This window comes from Sphingobium chungbukense (assembly GCF_001005725.1).
Lineage (GTDB): Bacteria > Pseudomonadota > Alphaproteobacteria > Sphingomonadales > Sphingomonadaceae > Sphingobium > Sphingobium chungbukense.
Map to the genome: position 1 here is coordinate 305,981 of NZ_LBIC01000003.1, position 16,224 is coordinate 322,204.

General features: G+C 64.5%; 13 protein-coding genes. 6 read left to right on the forward strand and 7 right to left on the reverse strand.

Annotation, left to right across the window (positions count from 1 at the left end; all coding sequences use genetic code 11):
• Positions 1 to 5: 5 nt before the first annotated feature.
• The 6 genes from YP76_RS07540 to YP76_RS07565 all read left to right on the forward strand — a co-directional run bounded on the left by YP76_RS07540 (position 6) and on the right by YP76_RS07565 (position 7,408).
• The gene (locus tag YP76_RS07540; protein WP_046762978.1) at positions 6 to 1,025 is read left to right on the forward strand and encodes an arginine N-succinyltransferase; all 1,020 of its coding nucleotides are present in this window, start codon (positions 6 to 8) and stop codon (positions 1,023 to 1,025) included.
• Positions 1,022 to 2,281 (forward strand): N-succinylarginine dihydrolase, encoded by a 1,260-nt coding sequence (locus YP76_RS07545; RefSeq protein WP_046762979.1) that lies wholly within the window; start codon positions 1,022 to 1,024, stop codon positions 2,279 to 2,281. The genes YP76_RS07540 and YP76_RS07545 overlap by 4 nt, the downstream gene beginning before the upstream one ends.
• Before the next feature lie 30 nt (positions 2,282 to 2,311).
• Positions 2,312 to 2,533: a hypothetical protein gene (locus YP76_RS07550; protein ID WP_046762980.1), complete on the forward strand. Its 222-nt coding sequence runs from the start codon at positions 2,312 to 2,314 to the stop codon at positions 2,531 to 2,533.
• Between the two features lie 153 nt (positions 2,534 to 2,686).
• Entirely contained in the window at positions 2,687 to 4,138 is a 1,452-nt protein-coding gene (locus tag YP76_RS07555; protein WP_046762981.1) for a cobyric acid synthase, read from the forward strand.
• Between the two features lie 169 nt (positions 4,139 to 4,307).
• Positions 4,308 to 6,020: a type I secretion system permease/ATPase gene (locus tag YP76_RS07560; RefSeq protein WP_046763277.1), complete on the forward strand. Its 1,713-nt coding sequence runs from the start codon at positions 4,308 to 4,310 to the stop codon at positions 6,018 to 6,020.
• A 5-nt stretch (positions 6,021 to 6,025) separates the two neighbouring features.
• Positions 6,026 to 7,408 carry an HlyD family type I secretion periplasmic adaptor subunit gene (locus YP76_RS07565; RefSeq protein WP_046762982.1) on the forward strand — a complete coding sequence of 461 codons (1,383 nt, stop codon included), beginning with the start codon at positions 6,026 to 6,028 and terminating at the stop codon, positions 7,406 to 7,408.
• Here the strand turns inward: YP76_RS07565 and pelF are convergent, their stop codons facing one another.
• From pelF to pelG, 7 genes are read right to left on the reverse strand one after another with little or no spacing between them, the layout of a single operon-like run.
• Positions 7,409 to 8,899: a GT4 family glycosyltransferase PelF gene (gene pelF, locus YP76_RS07570; RefSeq protein ID WP_232307477.1), complete on the reverse strand. Its 1,491-nt coding sequence runs from the start codon at positions 8,897 to 8,899 to the stop codon at positions 7,409 to 7,411.
• The gene (locus YP76_RS07575) at positions 8,899 to 9,768 is read right to left on the reverse strand and encodes a hypothetical protein (RefSeq protein WP_046762984.1); all 870 of its coding nucleotides are present in this window, start codon (positions 9,766 to 9,768) and stop codon (positions 8,899 to 8,901) included. The genes pelF and YP76_RS07575 overlap by 1 nt, the downstream gene beginning before the upstream one ends.
• Complete coding sequence (locus YP76_RS07580) at positions 9,765 to 10,706, reverse strand: hypothetical protein (protein ID WP_046762985.1); 942 nt, start codon at positions 10,704 to 10,706, stop codon at positions 9,765 to 9,767. The genes YP76_RS07575 and YP76_RS07580 overlap by 4 nt, the downstream gene beginning before the upstream one ends.
• On the reverse strand, positions 10,706 to 12,232 hold the full coding sequence (locus YP76_RS07585) for a hypothetical protein (RefSeq protein WP_046762986.1): 1,527 nt from the start codon (positions 12,230 to 12,232) through the stop codon (positions 10,706 to 10,708). Before YP76_RS07585 ends, YP76_RS07580 begins: the two co-directional genes overlap by 1 nt.
• Positions 12,229 to 13,983, reverse strand: coding sequence for a tetratricopeptide repeat protein (locus tag YP76_RS07590; RefSeq protein ID WP_232307478.1), 1,755 nt, complete (start codon positions 13,981 to 13,983; stop codon positions 12,229 to 12,231). Before YP76_RS07590 ends, YP76_RS07585 begins: the two co-directional genes overlap by 4 nt.
• Entirely contained in the window at positions 13,980 to 14,843 is an 864-nt protein-coding gene (locus YP76_RS07595; RefSeq protein WP_046762988.1) for an endo alpha-1,4 polygalactosaminidase, read from the reverse strand. The genes YP76_RS07590 and YP76_RS07595 overlap by 4 nt, the downstream gene beginning before the upstream one ends.
• A complete protein-coding gene (pelG, locus tag YP76_RS07600; protein ID WP_046762989.1) occupies positions 14,840 to 16,201 on the reverse strand; it encodes an exopolysaccharide Pel transporter PelG in 1,362 nt (453 codons plus the stop codon). The genes YP76_RS07595 and pelG overlap by 4 nt, the downstream gene beginning before the upstream one ends.
• Positions 16,202 to 16,224 lie beyond the last annotated feature (23 nt).

Sequence of the window (16,224 nt, forward strand, 5' to 3'; positions counted from 1 at the left end):
AAGGCGTGAGTTTTTTCATGCGCACGGCGCGAGCCGACGATCTACAGACCCTTTATGAAATGGCGAAACTGACCGGGGGGGGATTCACCAATCTGCCGCCGGACCGTAAGTCACTGGGCGCCAAGCTGGAGCGGACCGAACAGGCCCTGTCCCGCCAGACAGAAGGTGTCGAAGACGAACTGATCGTCATGGTGCTGGAAAACGGCCAGACAGGGCAGGTTCGCGGCACCTGCCAGATCTTCAGCACGGTCGGGCAAAGCTGGCCCTTCTACTCCTATCGGCTGGGCGTGCTGACCCAGCACAGCCGAGAGCTTTCGCGCACCTTCCGGGCAGAGATGCTTTCGCTCGTCACCGATCTGGAAGGATCGACCGAAGTAGGCGGCCTGTTCCTGCATCCGCGCGAGCGGGCGGAGGGGCTGGGCCTGCTGCTGGCACGCAGCCGTTATCTCTATATCCGCAACCATCGCGCCCGTTTCGGCGAACGGATCATCGCGGAACTGCGCGGCGTGATCGACGAGGCCGGGGGATCGCCTTTCTGGGACGGGTTGGCCGGGCGCTTCTTCGGCATGAGCTTTCAGGAAGCGGACGAGTTCAACGCCGTGAACGGCAACCAGTTCATCGCCGACCTGATGCCCAAGACGCCAATCTATACTGCCATGCTGACCGACAGCGCCCGCAGCGTGATCGGCATGCCGCATCCCAACGGCCGCGCGGCGATGCGGATGTTGGAGACGGAGGGTTTCACCAATCCCGGCTATGTCGATATCTTTGACGGAGGGCCGACGATGGTGGGACAGATCAACAGCCTGAGGACCATCGCGCATGCCCGGGACGTCACCCTGGGTGCCGTGCATGACAAGGGAGGTGAAAAGGTGCTGATCACAACCGGACGACTGGCCGATTATCGCTGCGCCTACGGCTTTTTCCTTGAGAATGACGACGGCAACGTCTCGCTCGACCGGGCTTCAGCGGAATTGCTGCGGCTGGAGCCGGGGCAGAATTTCACCGTGGCGGAGCGGGCATGACGGTCAGGGAAATCAATTTCGACGGCCTGATCGGCCCCAGTCACAATTATGCGGGCCTCAGCCTCGGCAATCTCGCCTCATCGCGCAATGCGGGAGCGGTTTCCCATCCCAAAGCGGCAGCGCTCCAGGGGATAGAGAAGATGCGCTCCAACATCCGTCTGGGGCTGTCGCAGGGGATATTCCTGCCGCAATGGCGGCCCGACGGCGCCTGGCTGTCCGCGCTCGGCACCGATGTCGGCAATGCGGAGGCGCATATCCGTGCGGCCGCCATGTCCGCCTCGTCCATGTGGGCCGCCAACGCCGCCACGGTTTCCCCCGCCGCCGACACGGCGGACGGGCTGACCCATTTGACAGTCGCCAACCTCGTCACCATGCCGCATCGCAGCCATGAATGGCCGCAGACGCTGGCGCAGTTGCGATTAGCCTTTTCGGACCGAAGCGCCTTTGCGGTGCATGGCCCGGTCCCGGCGCCCTTTGGCGACGAAGGCGCGGCCAACCATATGCGGCTGTGCGACAGCCATGGCGAGGCGGGCGTGGAAATCTTCGTCTATGGCCAGTCCGGCGGTCCCTTCCCCGCACGCCAGCATGTTGAGGCAAGCAAGGCGGTCGCCCGGCTGCACCGGCTCGATCCGGGACGGACGCTGTTCGTCATGCAATCGGAAGAGGCGATTGCGGCTGGCGCGTTCCACAATGATGTGGTCGCGGTCGCGAATGAACGCGTCCTCTTCACCCATGAGCAGGCCTTCGCCGACAAGGATCGTTTCTATGCCGATCTGCGTGTCTTGCTGCCGTCGGCCGAGATCGTGGAGGTTCCCGCCAGCGCCGTCAGCCTGGCGGAGGCGATCCGCAGCTATATCTTCAATGCGCAGTTGGTGACACTGCCCGATGGCGGCATGGCCCTGGTCCTGCCGACCGAGGCACGCGATATTCCGGGCGTATGGGCGTGGCTGGAAGCCATGGTCGCGGGCAATGGCCCCATCCGGCAGATCATTCCAGTCGACGTGCGGCAATCCATGGCCAATGGCGGCGGCCCTGCTTGCCTGAGGCTGCGCGTGGTGGCCGATCCCGCCAATATCGACCCGCGTTTTCTGGTCGATGAGGCCCGGCTGGACAATATAGCCGGGATCATCGACGCCTATTGGCCCGAAGCCATCGCGCCGGACGATCTCGCCGATACGCGCCTGATCGCCCGGATCGAACAATCATGGTTAACGCTTGTTGACCATTTGCAGCTTTCGGGCGATTTAATTCCCTAGCGGCAACACAGCGCCTGCGAGTGGGATCGGATGGACCGGATCAAGCGCCTCTTTACCATCAAGACCAAGTTCGAGGCGTTCCTGGTCATCTACGCGCTTGCCCTCGGCGCGACGGAGCGGGGCATCGTCTATATGCAGCAATATCCCGGCACGGGCGGGCATCTGCTGGCGCTGGCGTGCACCGGCAGCGTGTTCATGGCGGGCGGCATGCTTATCGACGCCGTGGAGATGCGGCGCAACGCGTTCGGCTGACAGCCACTAGAGCGCGCTGCGTTAAATCGTACGCAAGTCGTGCGCTCTAAGCTTTTGTTGTCGCATCGCTTTAAGCGCAAAACCGGTTCCCACTTTTGCGCACGATGCTCTAAACGCTTGTAACCATGCCCCGCCCCATGCAGGAGCGGCGGCATGGCTGCGATCATGTTTCAGGGAACGGGTTCGGACGTCGGCAAGTCCCTGCTGGTGGCAGGCGTCTGTCGCGCGCTGTCGCGTCGTGGGTACAGGGTGCGCCCGTTCAAGCCACAGAATATGTCGAACAACGCCGCCGTCACCGTGGATGGCGGGGAGATCGGGCGCGCGCAGGCGCTTCAGGCGATCGCTGCCGGAGTCGATCCGCATACGGACATGAACCCGGTGCTGCTGAAACCCCAGGCCGACCGCACGTCGCAGCTTGTCGTTCACGGCCAATTGCGCGGGACATTGGGCACGGGGAATTTCCGGTCCGCGCGCGGCGAACTGCTGGAGGCGGTTCTCGCAAGCTACGAACGGCTGAAGGCGCAATGCGACATTGTCGTGGTGGAGGGCGCGGGCTCGCCTGCCGAAGTCAATCTTCGCGCGGGCGACATCGCCAATATGGGCTTCGCACGAGCCGCCGGTCTGCCGGTCATCCTGGTGGGCGACATCGACCGGGGCGGCGTGATCGCTGCGATCGCGGGTACGAAGGCCGTGATCGATCCCGAAGATGCGGCGATGGTCCGAGGCTTCCTGATCAACAAGTTCCGCGGCGATCCTGCGCTGTTCGAGGACGGCTATCGCCATATCGAGCAGTTGACGGGCTGGAAGGGATTTGGCGTCATTCCCTGGTTGACCGCCGCGGCCCGCTTGCCGAGCGAGGACGCCGTCATACTGGAACGCGGACAAAAACACGCCGGCGACCGGTTGATGATCGCTTGCCCGATCCTGCCGCGCATCGCCAATTTCGACGATCTCGATCCGTTGAAGTTGGAACCGGGCGTCGAGGTCGTCATGGTGCCGCCGGGACAACCCATCCCCGCCGAGGCTGCCCTGATCGTCCTGCCGGGATCGAAGGCGACCATCGCCGACCTCCAGGCGGTACGCGACCAGGGATGGGATATCGACATTCGCGCCCATCACCGTCGCGGAAGGCCGATATTGGGCATTTGCGGCGGTTATCAGATGCTCGGCAGCAGGATCGCGGACCCGGAGGGCATCGAAGGAGCGCCAGGCAGCGTCGAGGGGCTTGGCCTGCTGGACGTGGAAACGCGGCTCTCCCCCGTCAAGACGCTGGAAAGGATCAGCGGGACCGCATTCGGAAAATTGTTTTCCGGTTACGAGATGCATGTCGGCGTTACCAGCGGCGGCGACTGCGCGCGCCCCTTTGCCGCGATGGACGACGGACGGGCGGATGGCGCTTCGAACCCGGACGGCACCGTCCTTGGCACCTATGTCCACGGCCTGTTCGCCAGCACCGGCTTTCGCGCCGCCTTTCTGGAGCGGCTGGGTGGCCAATCCATGCTCGGCGACTATCAGGCGTCCGTCAACGACGCGCTCGACGACATTGCGGCGCAGTTGGAAGAGCATGTCGACATGGCCGCGCTGATCGATCTGGCAACTGCCTGAATATCTGTTCCAGCGCGGCACAGACCGCCAACTATGCTGATTGATATATTTACCGAAATTTGCCTGAATATTATACTAGGAACATAGGATATAGGCCGAACAATATAGCCTCGGCTTTCGAGGCGAGGGGGCGGTTATGTTGCTTGACCTGCATGAACCGGCAGCCCCCATGAAAGCCGCCCTGTCTTCATGCAGGCGGCACTTCCTTTCTTCCCTGATCTTCAGCGCCTTGATGAACCTGCTCTACATCGGGCCCGTTCTGTACATGTTGCAGGTCTATGATCGCGTCGTTGCCGGCCAGGGGCGGCTCACGCTGCTTTTCCTGACGATCATCATCGCGGTGGTCATCGGCACCCTGTCGCTGCTGGAACTGGTCCGGTCGCGCCTGCTGGTTCGGGCGAGCATCCGGCTGGACCGCCAATTGGCCGGGCAGTTGCTCGACACGACGCTCAGCGGGCGTGGGTCGACCGGCGAGAGGATGAACAAGCAGGTTCTGCGGGAATTCGACACGCTGCGGCAGGCGCTGACCGGCCCGACCATCCTGTCGATCTTCGATTTTCCCTGGAGCCCGGTCTACGTCCTCGTCTGCTTCCTGATCCATCCCGCCATTGCGGCTCTGGCGGTGGTCGGCGGCGGCGCCTTGCTCTTCATAGCGTGGCGCAACGAAAAGGGCACCAATGCGCCCTTGAAACAGGCGAACGAGGCCGCGAACAAGGCCTATGTCAGCCAGGAACAGACGCTGGCCGGCGCAGAGGTGATCAGGGCGCTCGGCATGCGCCATGCGCTGGTGCGCCGCCACCTGCTCGAACGGCAGACGATGCTCAGCCTCCAGGCGAACGCCAGTTTCGCCGGCGGCCATTATGTCGCGATCAGCAAGTTCATCCGCCTCATCCTGCAATCGCTGGCACTGGGTCTCGGCGCGTGGCTGGCGATCAACAACCAGATTTCGGCAGGGGCCATCTTTGCCTCTTCCTTCCTTGTCGGGCGTGCCCTCTCTCCCATCGACCAGTTGCTCGGCGCGTGGCGCAGCGTCGTCCATGCGCGGGCAAGCTATGCGACGCTCAACGACCTGCTGGCGACGCGGGAAGCGGATATCGCCCTCACCCGGCTTCCGCCGCCTAACGGCCATATCGCGGTCGAACATCTCACCCATTTCATCCCCGGCCAGGAACGTCCCATATTGGCCGACATCAGCTTTGCCGTCGAACCGGGCGAGGTCGTCGCCATCGTCGGTCCCAGCGGGGCGGGCAAGTCCACCCTGCTGCGCATGCTGTCGGGCGCGGCGCGGCCCCTGCGCGGATCGATCCGCTTTGACGGCGCGAACGTCCAGGATTGGGATACGGAAAGGCTGGCCGCCTTCATCGGCTATCTGCCGCAGGACACGTCGCTGTTCGCCGGCACGATCAAGGAGAACATCGCCCGGTTCCAGAACTTCCTGTCCGAGGAAGACGAAGCCATCGACAATGCCGTGATCGAGGCAGCCCGATTGAGCGGTGCGCACGACATGATCCTGCAATTGCCGGGCGGCTATAACCGGACCCTGGGGTGGGGCGGACGCGGACTTTCGGCCGGGCAGGCCCAGCGCGTAGGATTGGCGCGAGCGCTCTATGGCACACCGCCCCTGGTCTTCCTGGACGAACCCAATGCGCATCTCGATGCCGAGGGCGAGGTGCGGCTGGTCGCCACGCTGGACGACCTCAAGAAGAAAAAGGCGTCCGTCATCATCGTGGCGCACCGAATGGGCATATTGGGGGTCGTGGACAAGATCATGGTGATGCGCGACGGGAGGCTGGAGACTTTCGGCCCCCGCGATGAGGTGCTGGGACGGCTGAAGGCCATTCGGTCGGAGGAACAGCCCAAGGCTCAGACGGCGGAGGGATAGGCGCCATGGGGGACATTCAGCTCAGCGACGCCAGCGGGGCGATCCGCCTGACCCATCCGGGTGGCTATGAGACACCGGTGATCGACGACCGGCCGGATCGCGACATGCGGACCGGCATCATCATCGCGGTCCTGTTTTTCGTCGTCTTCCTGGGCTGGGCCGCCTTTGCCCGGTTGGATGCAGCCGCCTATGCGGCTGGCCGGCTGACCGTGGCGGGTCAACGTCAATCCGTCCAGCATCGCGACGGCGGCGTGGTCGGCGCGATCTTCGTCAAGGAAGGGCAGCATGTCCGTCAGGGCCAGCCGCTGATGGAGCTGGCGGCAGCGGATGTACGGGCGCAAGCGCGCATGTACGGCGCACAATATATCGAACTCCAGGCACAGCGCGCCCGGCTGATCGCCGAGCAGCTTGGCGCGAACCATGTCGAATGGCCGGCCGAATTCGCGACCCTTCAAGGACAGGAAAAGGAGGATGCGCAGGAGGCGATCAAGCTCCAGACGACGCAATTCAACAGCCGCTCCTCCGTGCTGACGGCGCAGACCGGCGTCCTGCGCGAACAGGCCAGCCAGGTGCAGGAGACGGCGCGCGGTTACAGGTCGCAACTGGCGGCTTCTTCGGAACAGGCACGGCTGATCGGGGAGGAACTGGACAGCCTGCAAGACGTGGCGGAGAAAGGCTTCGTCTCCAAATCGCGCATCCGGGCGCTGGAACGGGCGCGCGCCGACCTTCAGGGGCAGGAGGGGCAATATTCGGCCAGCATCGCCAGGTCGGGCGCCGAGGCTGGCGAAAACCGCCTGAAGGCGCTGGAAGCTGAAAAAGCGTATAAGGAGCGCGCCGCTTCCGAACTGCGCGACGTCGAATTTTCGCTGAACGAGGTTGCCCCCAAATATCGCGCGGCCAAGGATCAACTGGCGCGACTCGCCATTCGCGCTCCCGCGACCGGTACGGTGGTGGGATTGAGCGTTTTCACCGTGGGCGGCGTGATCGCACCGGGCCAGAAACTGATGGACGTCGTGCCCGACCGCGCGGGCCTGGTCATCGAGGCGCGCATTTCGCCGGACGATATCGACGACCTGAAAGTCGGGCAGAACGCCCAGATACGCTTCAACAGCCTGCATGAACGCGACCTGCCGATCATGGACGGCCGGATCACCCGGCTGTCGGCGGACAGTTTCCAGGACGAAAAGACCGGCCTGTCCTTCTACACCGGGGAAATCACGGTGCCGTCGAAGGAACTGGACATCATCCGCGGCAAGCGGGGACAGGATTTCAATCTCAAGGCCGGGATGCCGGTTCAGATACTGGTGCCGCTTCATGCCCGGACGGCGCTGCAATATGCGTTGGAACCCCTCACCCAGTCGTTATGGCTCTCCTTCCGGGAGCATTGATCATTGCAGTTCCGAAAAGCGGGCCTGGGCGCCGAGCATGCTGTAGATGTGCCGATATTCCGCGATGATGGCGCTGCGATCATAATCCTTCGCCACGCGATCGCGCAGCGCTTCGCCCATTGCGCGGCGCAGCGACGGCGCGCGCAGTAGCCGGAGGATGGCCGCCGCCGTCCCGTCCGGGTTGACCAGTTCAGTGACGATGCCGCCGGGCCGATCGACGCGGGGCGAGCGTCCCTCGATCATCTCGCGGCAACTGCCGACATCGGGTGCCACCACCGGCACGCCGCATGCTCCCCCCTCCAATATGACCAGCGGTTGCGCTTCCGACAGGCTGGTCAGGACGAGCAGGTCGATGCGGGGCAGCCATTCGGCAACGTTGACCCGCCCGGCAAATTGTACCGCATTGACGATTCCCAATTCCTTGACCAGCGCCTCGCAATCGGCGGCATAGTCGGGGTCCTCGTCCAGAGGACCCAATATGGCGAAGCGCACTTCGGGCATCTCCGCCAGGACGAATCCGGCCGCCCGGATGAAGGTCTTCACGTCCTTGATCGGCACCACGCGCCCGATCAGCGCCACGAGCGGCCTCGCGGGGTCCCCCTTGTGCTCGAGATGGGCAAAGCGATCCGCGTCTATGCCGTTGGGGATGACCCTCAATCGCTCCTGCGGGGCGCCCAGCCGCCGCTGCGTCTGGTTATTGGCGCCATAGAGCGCGATGATCGGATTGCAGGCATCATAGCAGGCACGCGTATAGGTCTGAAACACGGCCAGCCAAAGATCGCGCAGGTCGTGCCCTTCCCGCTCGAGCGTCAGGCCGGTTTCGATCTGGTCGCCGATCCAGTCCGCCATCATGATCTCGATCTGCCGTTCCAGCATGTAGATGCCATGTTCGGTGATGAAGGCAGGCTGGCCGGTTTCATAGGCGGCCCGCGCCGCCAAAAGGCCCGCAAAGCCGGTCGATATGGTGTGATAGACCTTGGCCTTGGGCAAGGGCACGAGCAGCATCTTGAGCAAGCCGCCCAGCAGCACCCGCATCGCCCAGAAGAAGTGATGGAAGGATGCCGAACGAAAGGCTGTGTCATAATAATGAGTGAAGAGGTCGAATATTTCCGGGTTGGAGAGCAGATCGCCCGCTGCCGGAGGCGGCTTGAGTTGCTCGATCTCCTGCCGCAACCTTATCAGTTCCCCCTTTCCTCCCGTGGACAGGAAGGCGAGCAGCAAACGGCCGATACGCTTCATCTGCGCGGCAGGATAACGGCGCGGAAGGCACGGCTCGATCAGCAGCGGAACTTCGATCACCTCCACGACATTGGACGGGGGCACCACGCGCCAGGGCTGTTGCATCGCCCCGGCCTTGATCGCGACAAGGGAAAATCGAAGGTCGGGCATGGACAGGATCAGGTCTTGCAGCCAGCTTGAAACGCCGCCGACGACGAAGGGATATGCGCCCTCGACGATCAGGCATACATCGCTGTCCGCACTGTCGGACATCAGGGCGACAACTCCATGCGAGAGTTGCGCAGGGACCTGGACTGCGCGTCCCTGTCCCGTTCCATCGCTCGTCCGACATGGGCCCGCACCTCGCGCAGCGCACGACGGCGAATGTCCGCAGCGGACAGTTGTTCGGCGATTTCATCCAGCTTCCGGCCGGCCTCCTGACAGAGGCGGGTTCGCTGGGACTGCGGCAGGAGCTGGTTGAAACAACCATGGTCGGCAAATAACATCGCGAGCGCGTAACGGTCGTCCAGATTCTGGCTCGGCGCGATACGCGCCTGCAATTCGCTGCTCTGCTGGGCCAGATTATAGCTGACCTGCGCGGCAGCGGCGGCGGCCAGGGCGCGGATGGTCTGATCCTCGTCGGACAGGGCCATGACGATCAAGGGGGAAAGCCGCGGTTCGAACGAAATCACGGCCGTTTCCAACGCTCTATAACGCGCTTGCAGGCTGCCGTAGCGCAACATCGTCGCCAATGATCCGATTTCGTCGCAATCAGGGTAGCGTATCCGATCGTCGAGTATCCGGCCCAGCCGCTCGACCGGCGAGAGGCTATTGCCGATCCGATAGCGGCGGATGCGGACATTGTTGTAGACGATCTGCCTTTTGCGCCTGGAACTGGCCGCCAGCGGCGCGATCAACAGGCAGAACAACATACCCGGCGGGCCCATCGCCGCCCCTATCGGCAAGGCAAAGCATTGCAGCGCGCTCATGCCCCGCAACTTCCGCATCGTCAGCAGCAGCGCAGCGATGGTGAGCGTCAAATGCATCGGCGCGAACCAGTAAATGGACGCCGCCCCTGCCAGCAGCGCCTGGACAAGCAGCAGAAATTCGATGATCGAACCAAGGGCGAGCAGCGCGATCACGCGACCTTGCCTTCCGGCATCTGCCATTTGGCGGTGAAGGCCGGCTCACGGCCGAACAGCGCGCTGCTCTTCCCCAGCAGATCGGTGACGTGCAGCAATTGCGTCATATAGGCCGCAGTGATCCTGCCGACGCTATGGATGATGATGATCCCCGCCAGCTGATCCCCTGCCCCCATGACCGGCAGGGCGATCGAACCGATCTGCGCCAGCATCGCTTGATCGGCCGGATCGTCATTCTGCAACACGCGCGGCCCGGCAAGCATGGCCTGAACCAGCATCGACTTGGTGAGATCGGACGGCTGGCCCGATGGCGTCCTGCCTCCGAAGCGCGCCACGACCTGGCTCCCGCGCACGTCGTAGAAAGTGAAGTCGTCGGTCTGGGCGGCCAGTGCGATCATGCGGGCGACGGCATCGATCTGACGCTCCGGATCGGATTCGGTCAGGCCGAGACCGGCCGCAATCGCCTCGACCACCGTCCGCTGCTCCGTTGCGATCCGCACCTGGAGCCTGCGATTGGTGTCGGTCAGACGCGCGACCACTTCGGCCAGCTTCTTCCAGTTGCGTTCCATCGCCTGATGCTGTCGCCGTTGATCGGCGATCCGGTTGCGCCTGCTGGCCGTCACCTCGCCGACGATGAGCGCCGTTACCATCCACAACATCGGCTGGATGGACAGGCGCAATTGCTGCTCCAGATGATCCGCCGGCCCCGACCAGATGTTCGACCAGCAAAGCCAGATGGCCGAAGCGATGGCCCCCGCCAGCAATCCCGTGCCGGTCCCATAGGCGATCGCCATGACCAGCACCGGCAACCAGTAGGGATTGGGGTTCAGGTCGGAATAAGCGTCACCATGCAACAGCCCCTGATCGATCGCGATCAATATGGCGAACAGGACCAGCATTTCGGCGCATTGCAGAAGGATGGGCTGCTTTTTCAGCATCAATGCCTCCCCAGATAGCGCGTCAGCGCCACGCGCAGATATAGCTGCCGTCCCGAAATGCCCGGCCGGCTGATGGAACTGACGCCACCGCTCGCCTGCAAGCGCCAGCCATCGCTCAACCGCCCCGTGGCGCTGATATTGGCGGTCGGGCCATTGGTCTTGCCCTTCCGATCGAAGGTCCAGCCGGCGGCACCCGTCAACTGCCAGCGGGTCCAGGACATGCCGGACACCAGTTGGAAGCTGTGGTTCTCCCGGTCGCTCAGCGGAATATAGGCAAGGCCGTTGGGCCTTGTATCGGTGCGATCGACATATTCGGCGTCCAGCCGGTAACTGAAGGCCAGGGACGGCTTTCCCCGCCGCAGCAGATAGTCGAACCCGCCCGCCGCGGTGAAGCTGCGCGTCCGGGCACCGGTGCCTCTCAGCCCATAGCCGTTCCAGGCGCCGTCAGCCTGCACCACCAGTTCCGGCGTCAGGCGGATCGTGCCGCCCAGCCCGGCGCGGCTGATGTGACCGCCGAAGGTCGACTGTTCGGGCGTGGCGAGATCGGGCAGATGATAGGCCAGCACCAACCGCCCCTGCCTTTCGGGCGGCCCCGCGAACAGGCGCAACCCGGCGCCGGCGACCTTTTCGTCCAGTTGGGCGCTGCCCTGAAATTCCAGGCGCGAGACAGGTCCGAGGTTGATCGTCGCGAACAGGTCGCCAATGGTCGAGCGTGAGGTGCGGTTGCCAAGGATGCCGGTGGGTCCATAGACCGTGTCGGCTTCCGACCGGAACCAGCGCAGACCTGCCCCAGCCGAAATTTGCGGGTTGATCGGTATCATCCCGTTGAGGCCGCCCTCCGCCTGCCAGAAGACCTTGCCGCCGCGCAATGTCAGCGCCGCTGCCACATTGCCGCCGGATTCCGCCAGGGTCTGCCGCGCAAAGGGATCGTCCGCCGCCAGATTGCGGTAACGCCCCGCCCCCAGGGCCAGCGCGCCTTCGGCTATTTCCATGTCGGCCAGCAGGCGCTGTATCCGCTTGTCGTCGGGATGCGCGGCCGCCAGCGGAGCAAGCCGCCGCCGCGCCAGGTCGGGATAACCCGCCGCTGCATCGGCCTGCGCTCTCGCTATGGCGAGTTCGAGGTCCATGTCGGGCGATGGCGGTGCGCTGCCGACGACAGGAGTTGCCGGGAATTCGGGTTCCGGAACGAAGCTGACGTGGAGGTTGCGCCCGTCGGCGCTGGCCTCCAACCGACGTCCGGCCGCGGAACGCAGCAACAGGCTGTTGTCGTTCCAGCGCAGATCGGCGAGATCGTCGCCCGCTATCCTGGCAAAAGCCTTCAGCCTCTCGTCCGCAATCGGCCGATCGAAGCGGACGACCAGTTCATAGCCGTCATTTTGAAGTTGCAGATGAACATCCTCGCTCCATTGCAGGTCGACCGTCCGCGCCTCGGCCAGAGCCGAAACGCCGGTATCGGGCGGCAGCGCCGCGGTGAGGAAGGGCAGCGGCGGCACTGACAGCAGAAGAGCTGCGACCAGTGGCGTCATGGCCGCAGCACCTTCCTCGCCCGTCCCGGATCCCCGGAGGCGATGAGCAGCCGAGACAGCATGATGTCCAGCCTGCGGTCATTGGGCGTTGCCTGGCGCAGCGTTTCCACCATCGCCATGGCGTCGGACGTACGGCCCAGCCGGTTCAGCAATTCCGCTCGCTCGATCGATGGCGGCGTGTTGGCCAAAAGCCGTTCCAGCCAAGGCCGAGCGGCGGGCTCGCCCCTGAGCTTCGCCTGCGCGTCCGCCATCAGGCGCAGGGCAGCCCGGTCATCGGGCCGATCCCGCAAATAGTCCAGCAATTGCCCAGCGGTTTCCGCCGCGTCACCTCTGTTCCAGCCGTCCCATGCCAGGCTCAGGCGATCGGACGCTTCCCCCTGCCCCGCCGCGATCCGGGCGCGAGCCAGGGCAAGCGCATATCTCCCGGCCCTGTCCGCCGGAACGGTGGCCGTGGCGGCAGCCTTGAGCTGCATGGCGGACAAGGGACGGCCGTCAAGCAACCCGTCCAGCGCCCGTGCCGCCGCCACACGGTCCCGCGCTGCATTGGCAAGCGCGATGCGCTGCACCAGCATGTCGCTGCTATCCGCCGCCGGGCGGGATTCGACGAAGGCCAGCGCCTTGGCGGGCTGTTCCCGCTCAATATAGGCCGCCAGCCAGCGCGGGTCGGCCGACGCGCGGGACCGCAACCAGTCCAGATCCTCCCCTGCCGGGCGCGGCCCCATCAGATAAAGCATGCGCGCCGAAACATCCTCATCGCTCGCTCCCTTGGCCGATTGCTGCCTGAGCAGCGCAATGGCATCGGGGCGGAATCCCTTTTCCAGCAATCGCTGGGCGATGGCGGAACCGTCGGCGCCCTTGGCCGACGCCTGAGCGAGCAAATATTGCCGCATCGCCTGCGGATCACCCGATGCCATGATGATGCTCTCCCGCGCCGCATCTCGGCCGGAGGGCAGCAGGGCAGCGTAGCGAAGGGCCGATCCGCTATCCCCGGACCTTTGAGCAAGGGTCATGGCCAGCCAGGGATTGGCGGCACGCCAGCCGGGCGTACCCGCCCGGTCGATGCGGGAAATCAGATCATAACGCTGCGCCGTGTTCGCCCATGACGCCAGATCGAGTGCCTGCGCCTGGCTGAGCGGCGGAATCGCACCATGTTCGGCGGCGGTGATCAATATTTCGGGCGTGGCCAGGGCATAGGCCGCCTCCACCAGATGCTGCGGCGGCGCGTTTCCGGGCGTGATCGCGGCAGACCGCAGCAGGTCGGCGGCACCCGCCAGGTCGCCCGTCTTGCGATGCAGGTCGAAGCGCAGGCGCCAAAGAGCGGGAGCAGCGCGATCCGGACGGCTCTCCAGAAAGGCCAGGGCGACGTCCGGCCGCCCGCTCGCCAATATGTCATAGCTGACCCGGTCGGTTGCGACAGGGGCATGGCCCTTCGCCAGCGCGTCGGCGATCGCGGAAAGCGTGGAGGCGCTCGCGGTGGTCGCCGATGCCGCCATCAGGCGCTGAAGATCGGGCAAGGCCAGCCGCTTGCCCCCTGAAAAGCGCTGCATCAATTGGGCGGTGCTGGGCGGCGGCAGCGGGATGGCGGCCGGAGGCGGCGAGAATGTACCCCGGCGAATGGCATCCGCGATCTGCCAGCGATCGGGCATCAGCACGACCGTGGCGGCAAGCAGCAGGCCGCCCGCCAGGATCGGGCCGAGGAAGGCCGCGTTCGGCTTGCGCAACGCCGGGATGTTCATGGCTCCAATGTTCATGTGCGGGGCTCCGGAATGAGCCGGTCGAGGGCCAGGGTGGATACATAGGGCTGGAACCCGGCGGCGCGTTCGCGCGCATAGAGGCTGGCGACGGTCGCCTGGTCCTGCGGGTCCCAATAATCGAGTGTGGCGAGGACGAGACGTGGATTGATCTGCCGCGCGGCGAGCAGATGCCCGGCCTGCCATGCCCAATCGTCCGCGGACGTCATTTCATAACGCCCATCCGCGAAGCTCCAGCGGGACGCCATCGCCTCTGCCAGCACCAGATCGATCTGGGTCGCGACCACCGGCAGCAACGCATAGCCCCGGTTCATCATGATGGTGATACCGGGGAACCGCGTGCGAATGGCCTCCACCAGCCGGGCGGCGCCCGCGGTCATGCCCTGGTTCCTATCGCCATCCTGCCGTTCCAGCGCCTCGGCATTGTCGAGCGTATCCATGAAGATGCCATCATAGCCCTTCGCCAGGATCGCGGGCACGAGCCGGTCGAGCACCAGCTTCGTCCAGGTGGGATCGCGCAGGTCGACCAACCGCGCCTCGGGCCAATTGGGATTGGGCTGGCGCAAGGCCCCTGCCCTGTCCAGTTCGGCAACAAAGGGACGGCCGCCATGAACTTCGCCCATGCTGATATAGCCGAGCAAGCGGCTCCCCTCGCCTCGCAACGGCGCCACGGGGCGCGGAAAATCGGGTTCCAGCACGAGCAGTTTGAACTGACGGGCCATGGCCGGATCCGTCACCCCGCCATAGTCCACGCCCCAGGCCCCGGCATGTCGGGTTTCGGGAAGCGCCCGTGCCGACAGGCCGAACACCATCAGCGACAGCGCGAAAAGATCGCGACGGCGAAGAGAAACCGGACTCATGGCCAGAATCTCGCATTGCCGACCACCGCCGGATTGTTGCCGACGAAGAGAAGATAGGTGAGATTACCGGTGGCCTGCGCGACCAGCGCCACCGCCAGCGAAGCGCCGGTCACGGCCCCCGCGAGATAACCGAAGCCGAAACCGGCAAAGCCCATGTCGCGGAGCAGCCATGTTCCGATAGCGCTGGCGACGAGGAAGCTGCCCCAGACGGCGACGATCCTGCCTGAAAGGTCGTAATAGGATAGGATGATGCTCATCTGGATGACGACGAGATGAAACACCGCGCCCACCGCCGTCAGGCGGAAACCGAATATGCCCCGCGCGTTGAGGTCCAGCAGGCGGACGATTTCCGGCGCCAGCACCCAGCAGAAACCGGCCAATATGGCCTGCTGGACCACCAGCAGACGCAGGTCCAGCCGGATCGTGCTGCCGACCTTGCGCCGTGCCTTTTCGATCCGGCGCCAGTTGGCCGTGCCCGTGCATTGCACCATCAGTTCGGTAAAGGCACGGTCGAAACGCGTCTCCGTCGTCACCAGGATCAACGTCAGGCCGGGGATCATGGTGAGCAGGCCAAGGAAGCTTGCCTGGTCGTTGATCGGATTGACACGGAGTGCACCGACCGCCTGGATGCTCCCCGGCGCCCACCAGAGCAGCCATTTGTCGATCCAGATGGCCAGCGCATTGGCAAGGCCCGCGACCCCCAGCGCAACCACGCCGGGCGTCCGCCCGATCCAGTCGAGCCGCCAGCCGGGACTGCCCGGAAAATCCTCCCTGATCGCGGTGATGAGCAGTGTCAGCGTCACCACCAGACCGGCGGCGATGGTCGCCAGCACAGCCGAAGGCGTCGTCGGCCGAACAATGGCCAACGAAAGGGCGGCCATGGCAATGCCCGAGACATAGGCCAGGAAGATCGGCCCATGCCGGGATGTCGCATGGAGGAAGGGGCTGGCGATCCAGATCTGCGCGAACAGGGTGAGGATGGCCGTAGCCAGCAGGAATTGATCCGGACGCATGGCAGCGGCAAGGCCGAAGAGAATATTGCCGGCGATCAGCGCCGCGATCGCGGCCAACACCATCGCAACCATCAGGATCGACGGAATGGCATCCCGCTCGCCAAGGTAGAAGCGATCCGATGCCATGCGCGTGGCGATCATCGCCAATGGCGCGGTGACGACGGTCGAAATGCCAAAGGCATAAACCAGGCTGGTCTGGACGATCACATGGTCCGCAGGCTGCATGACCGATCGGGTCCAGCCCTGGAGCAGGAATATGGCGCAGGCGGTTATCAGCCACGGACCGGAACTGATGACGGCGCCCTGGAAGGTGGCATGGGCGATGCCGCCAGGGACTGTCAGGATTTCCGTGTGCGGGCGGGCATAAT

What these genes read in the sequence shown, in the direction of transcription:
- YP76_RS07545 (WP_046762979.1), top strand. Translation starts at nt 1,022, where the DNA reads ATGACGGTCAGGGAAATCAATTTCGACGGCCTGATCGGCCCCAGTCAC.
- YP76_RS07550 (WP_046762980.1), top strand. Translation starts at nt 2,312, where the DNA reads ATGGACCGGATCAAGCGCCTCTTTACCATCAAGACCAAGTTCGAGGCG.
- YP76_RS07555 (WP_046762981.1), top strand. Translation starts at nt 2,687, where the DNA reads ATGGCTGCGATCATGTTTCAGGGAACGGGTTCGGACGTCGGCAAGTCC.
- YP76_RS07560 (WP_046763277.1), top strand. Translation starts at nt 4,308, where the DNA reads ATGAAAGCCGCCCTGTCTTCATGCAGGCGGCACTTCCTTTCTTCCCTG.
- YP76_RS07565 (WP_046762982.1), top strand. Translation starts at nt 6,026, where the DNA reads ATGGGGGACATTCAGCTCAGCGACGCCAGCGGGGCGATCCGCCTGACC.
- pelF (WP_232307477.1), bottom strand. Translation starts at nt 8,899, where the DNA reads ATGTCCGACAGTGCGGACAGCGATGTATGCCTGATCGTCGAGGGCGCA.
- YP76_RS07580 (WP_046762985.1), bottom strand. Translation starts at nt 10,706, where the DNA reads ATGCTGAAAAAGCAGCCCATCCTTCTGCAATGCGCCGAAATGCTGGTC.
- YP76_RS07585 (WP_046762986.1), bottom strand. Translation starts at nt 12,232, where the DNA reads ATGACGCCACTGGTCGCAGCTCTTCTGCTGTCAGTGCCGCCGCTGCCC.
- YP76_RS07590 (WP_232307478.1), bottom strand. Translation starts at nt 13,983, where the DNA reads ATGAACATTGGAGCCATGAACATCCCGGCGTTGCGCAAGCCGAACGCG.
- YP76_RS07595 (WP_046762988.1), bottom strand. Translation starts at nt 14,843, where the DNA reads ATGAGTCCGGTTTCTCTTCGCCGTCGCGATCTTTTCGCGCTGTCGCTG.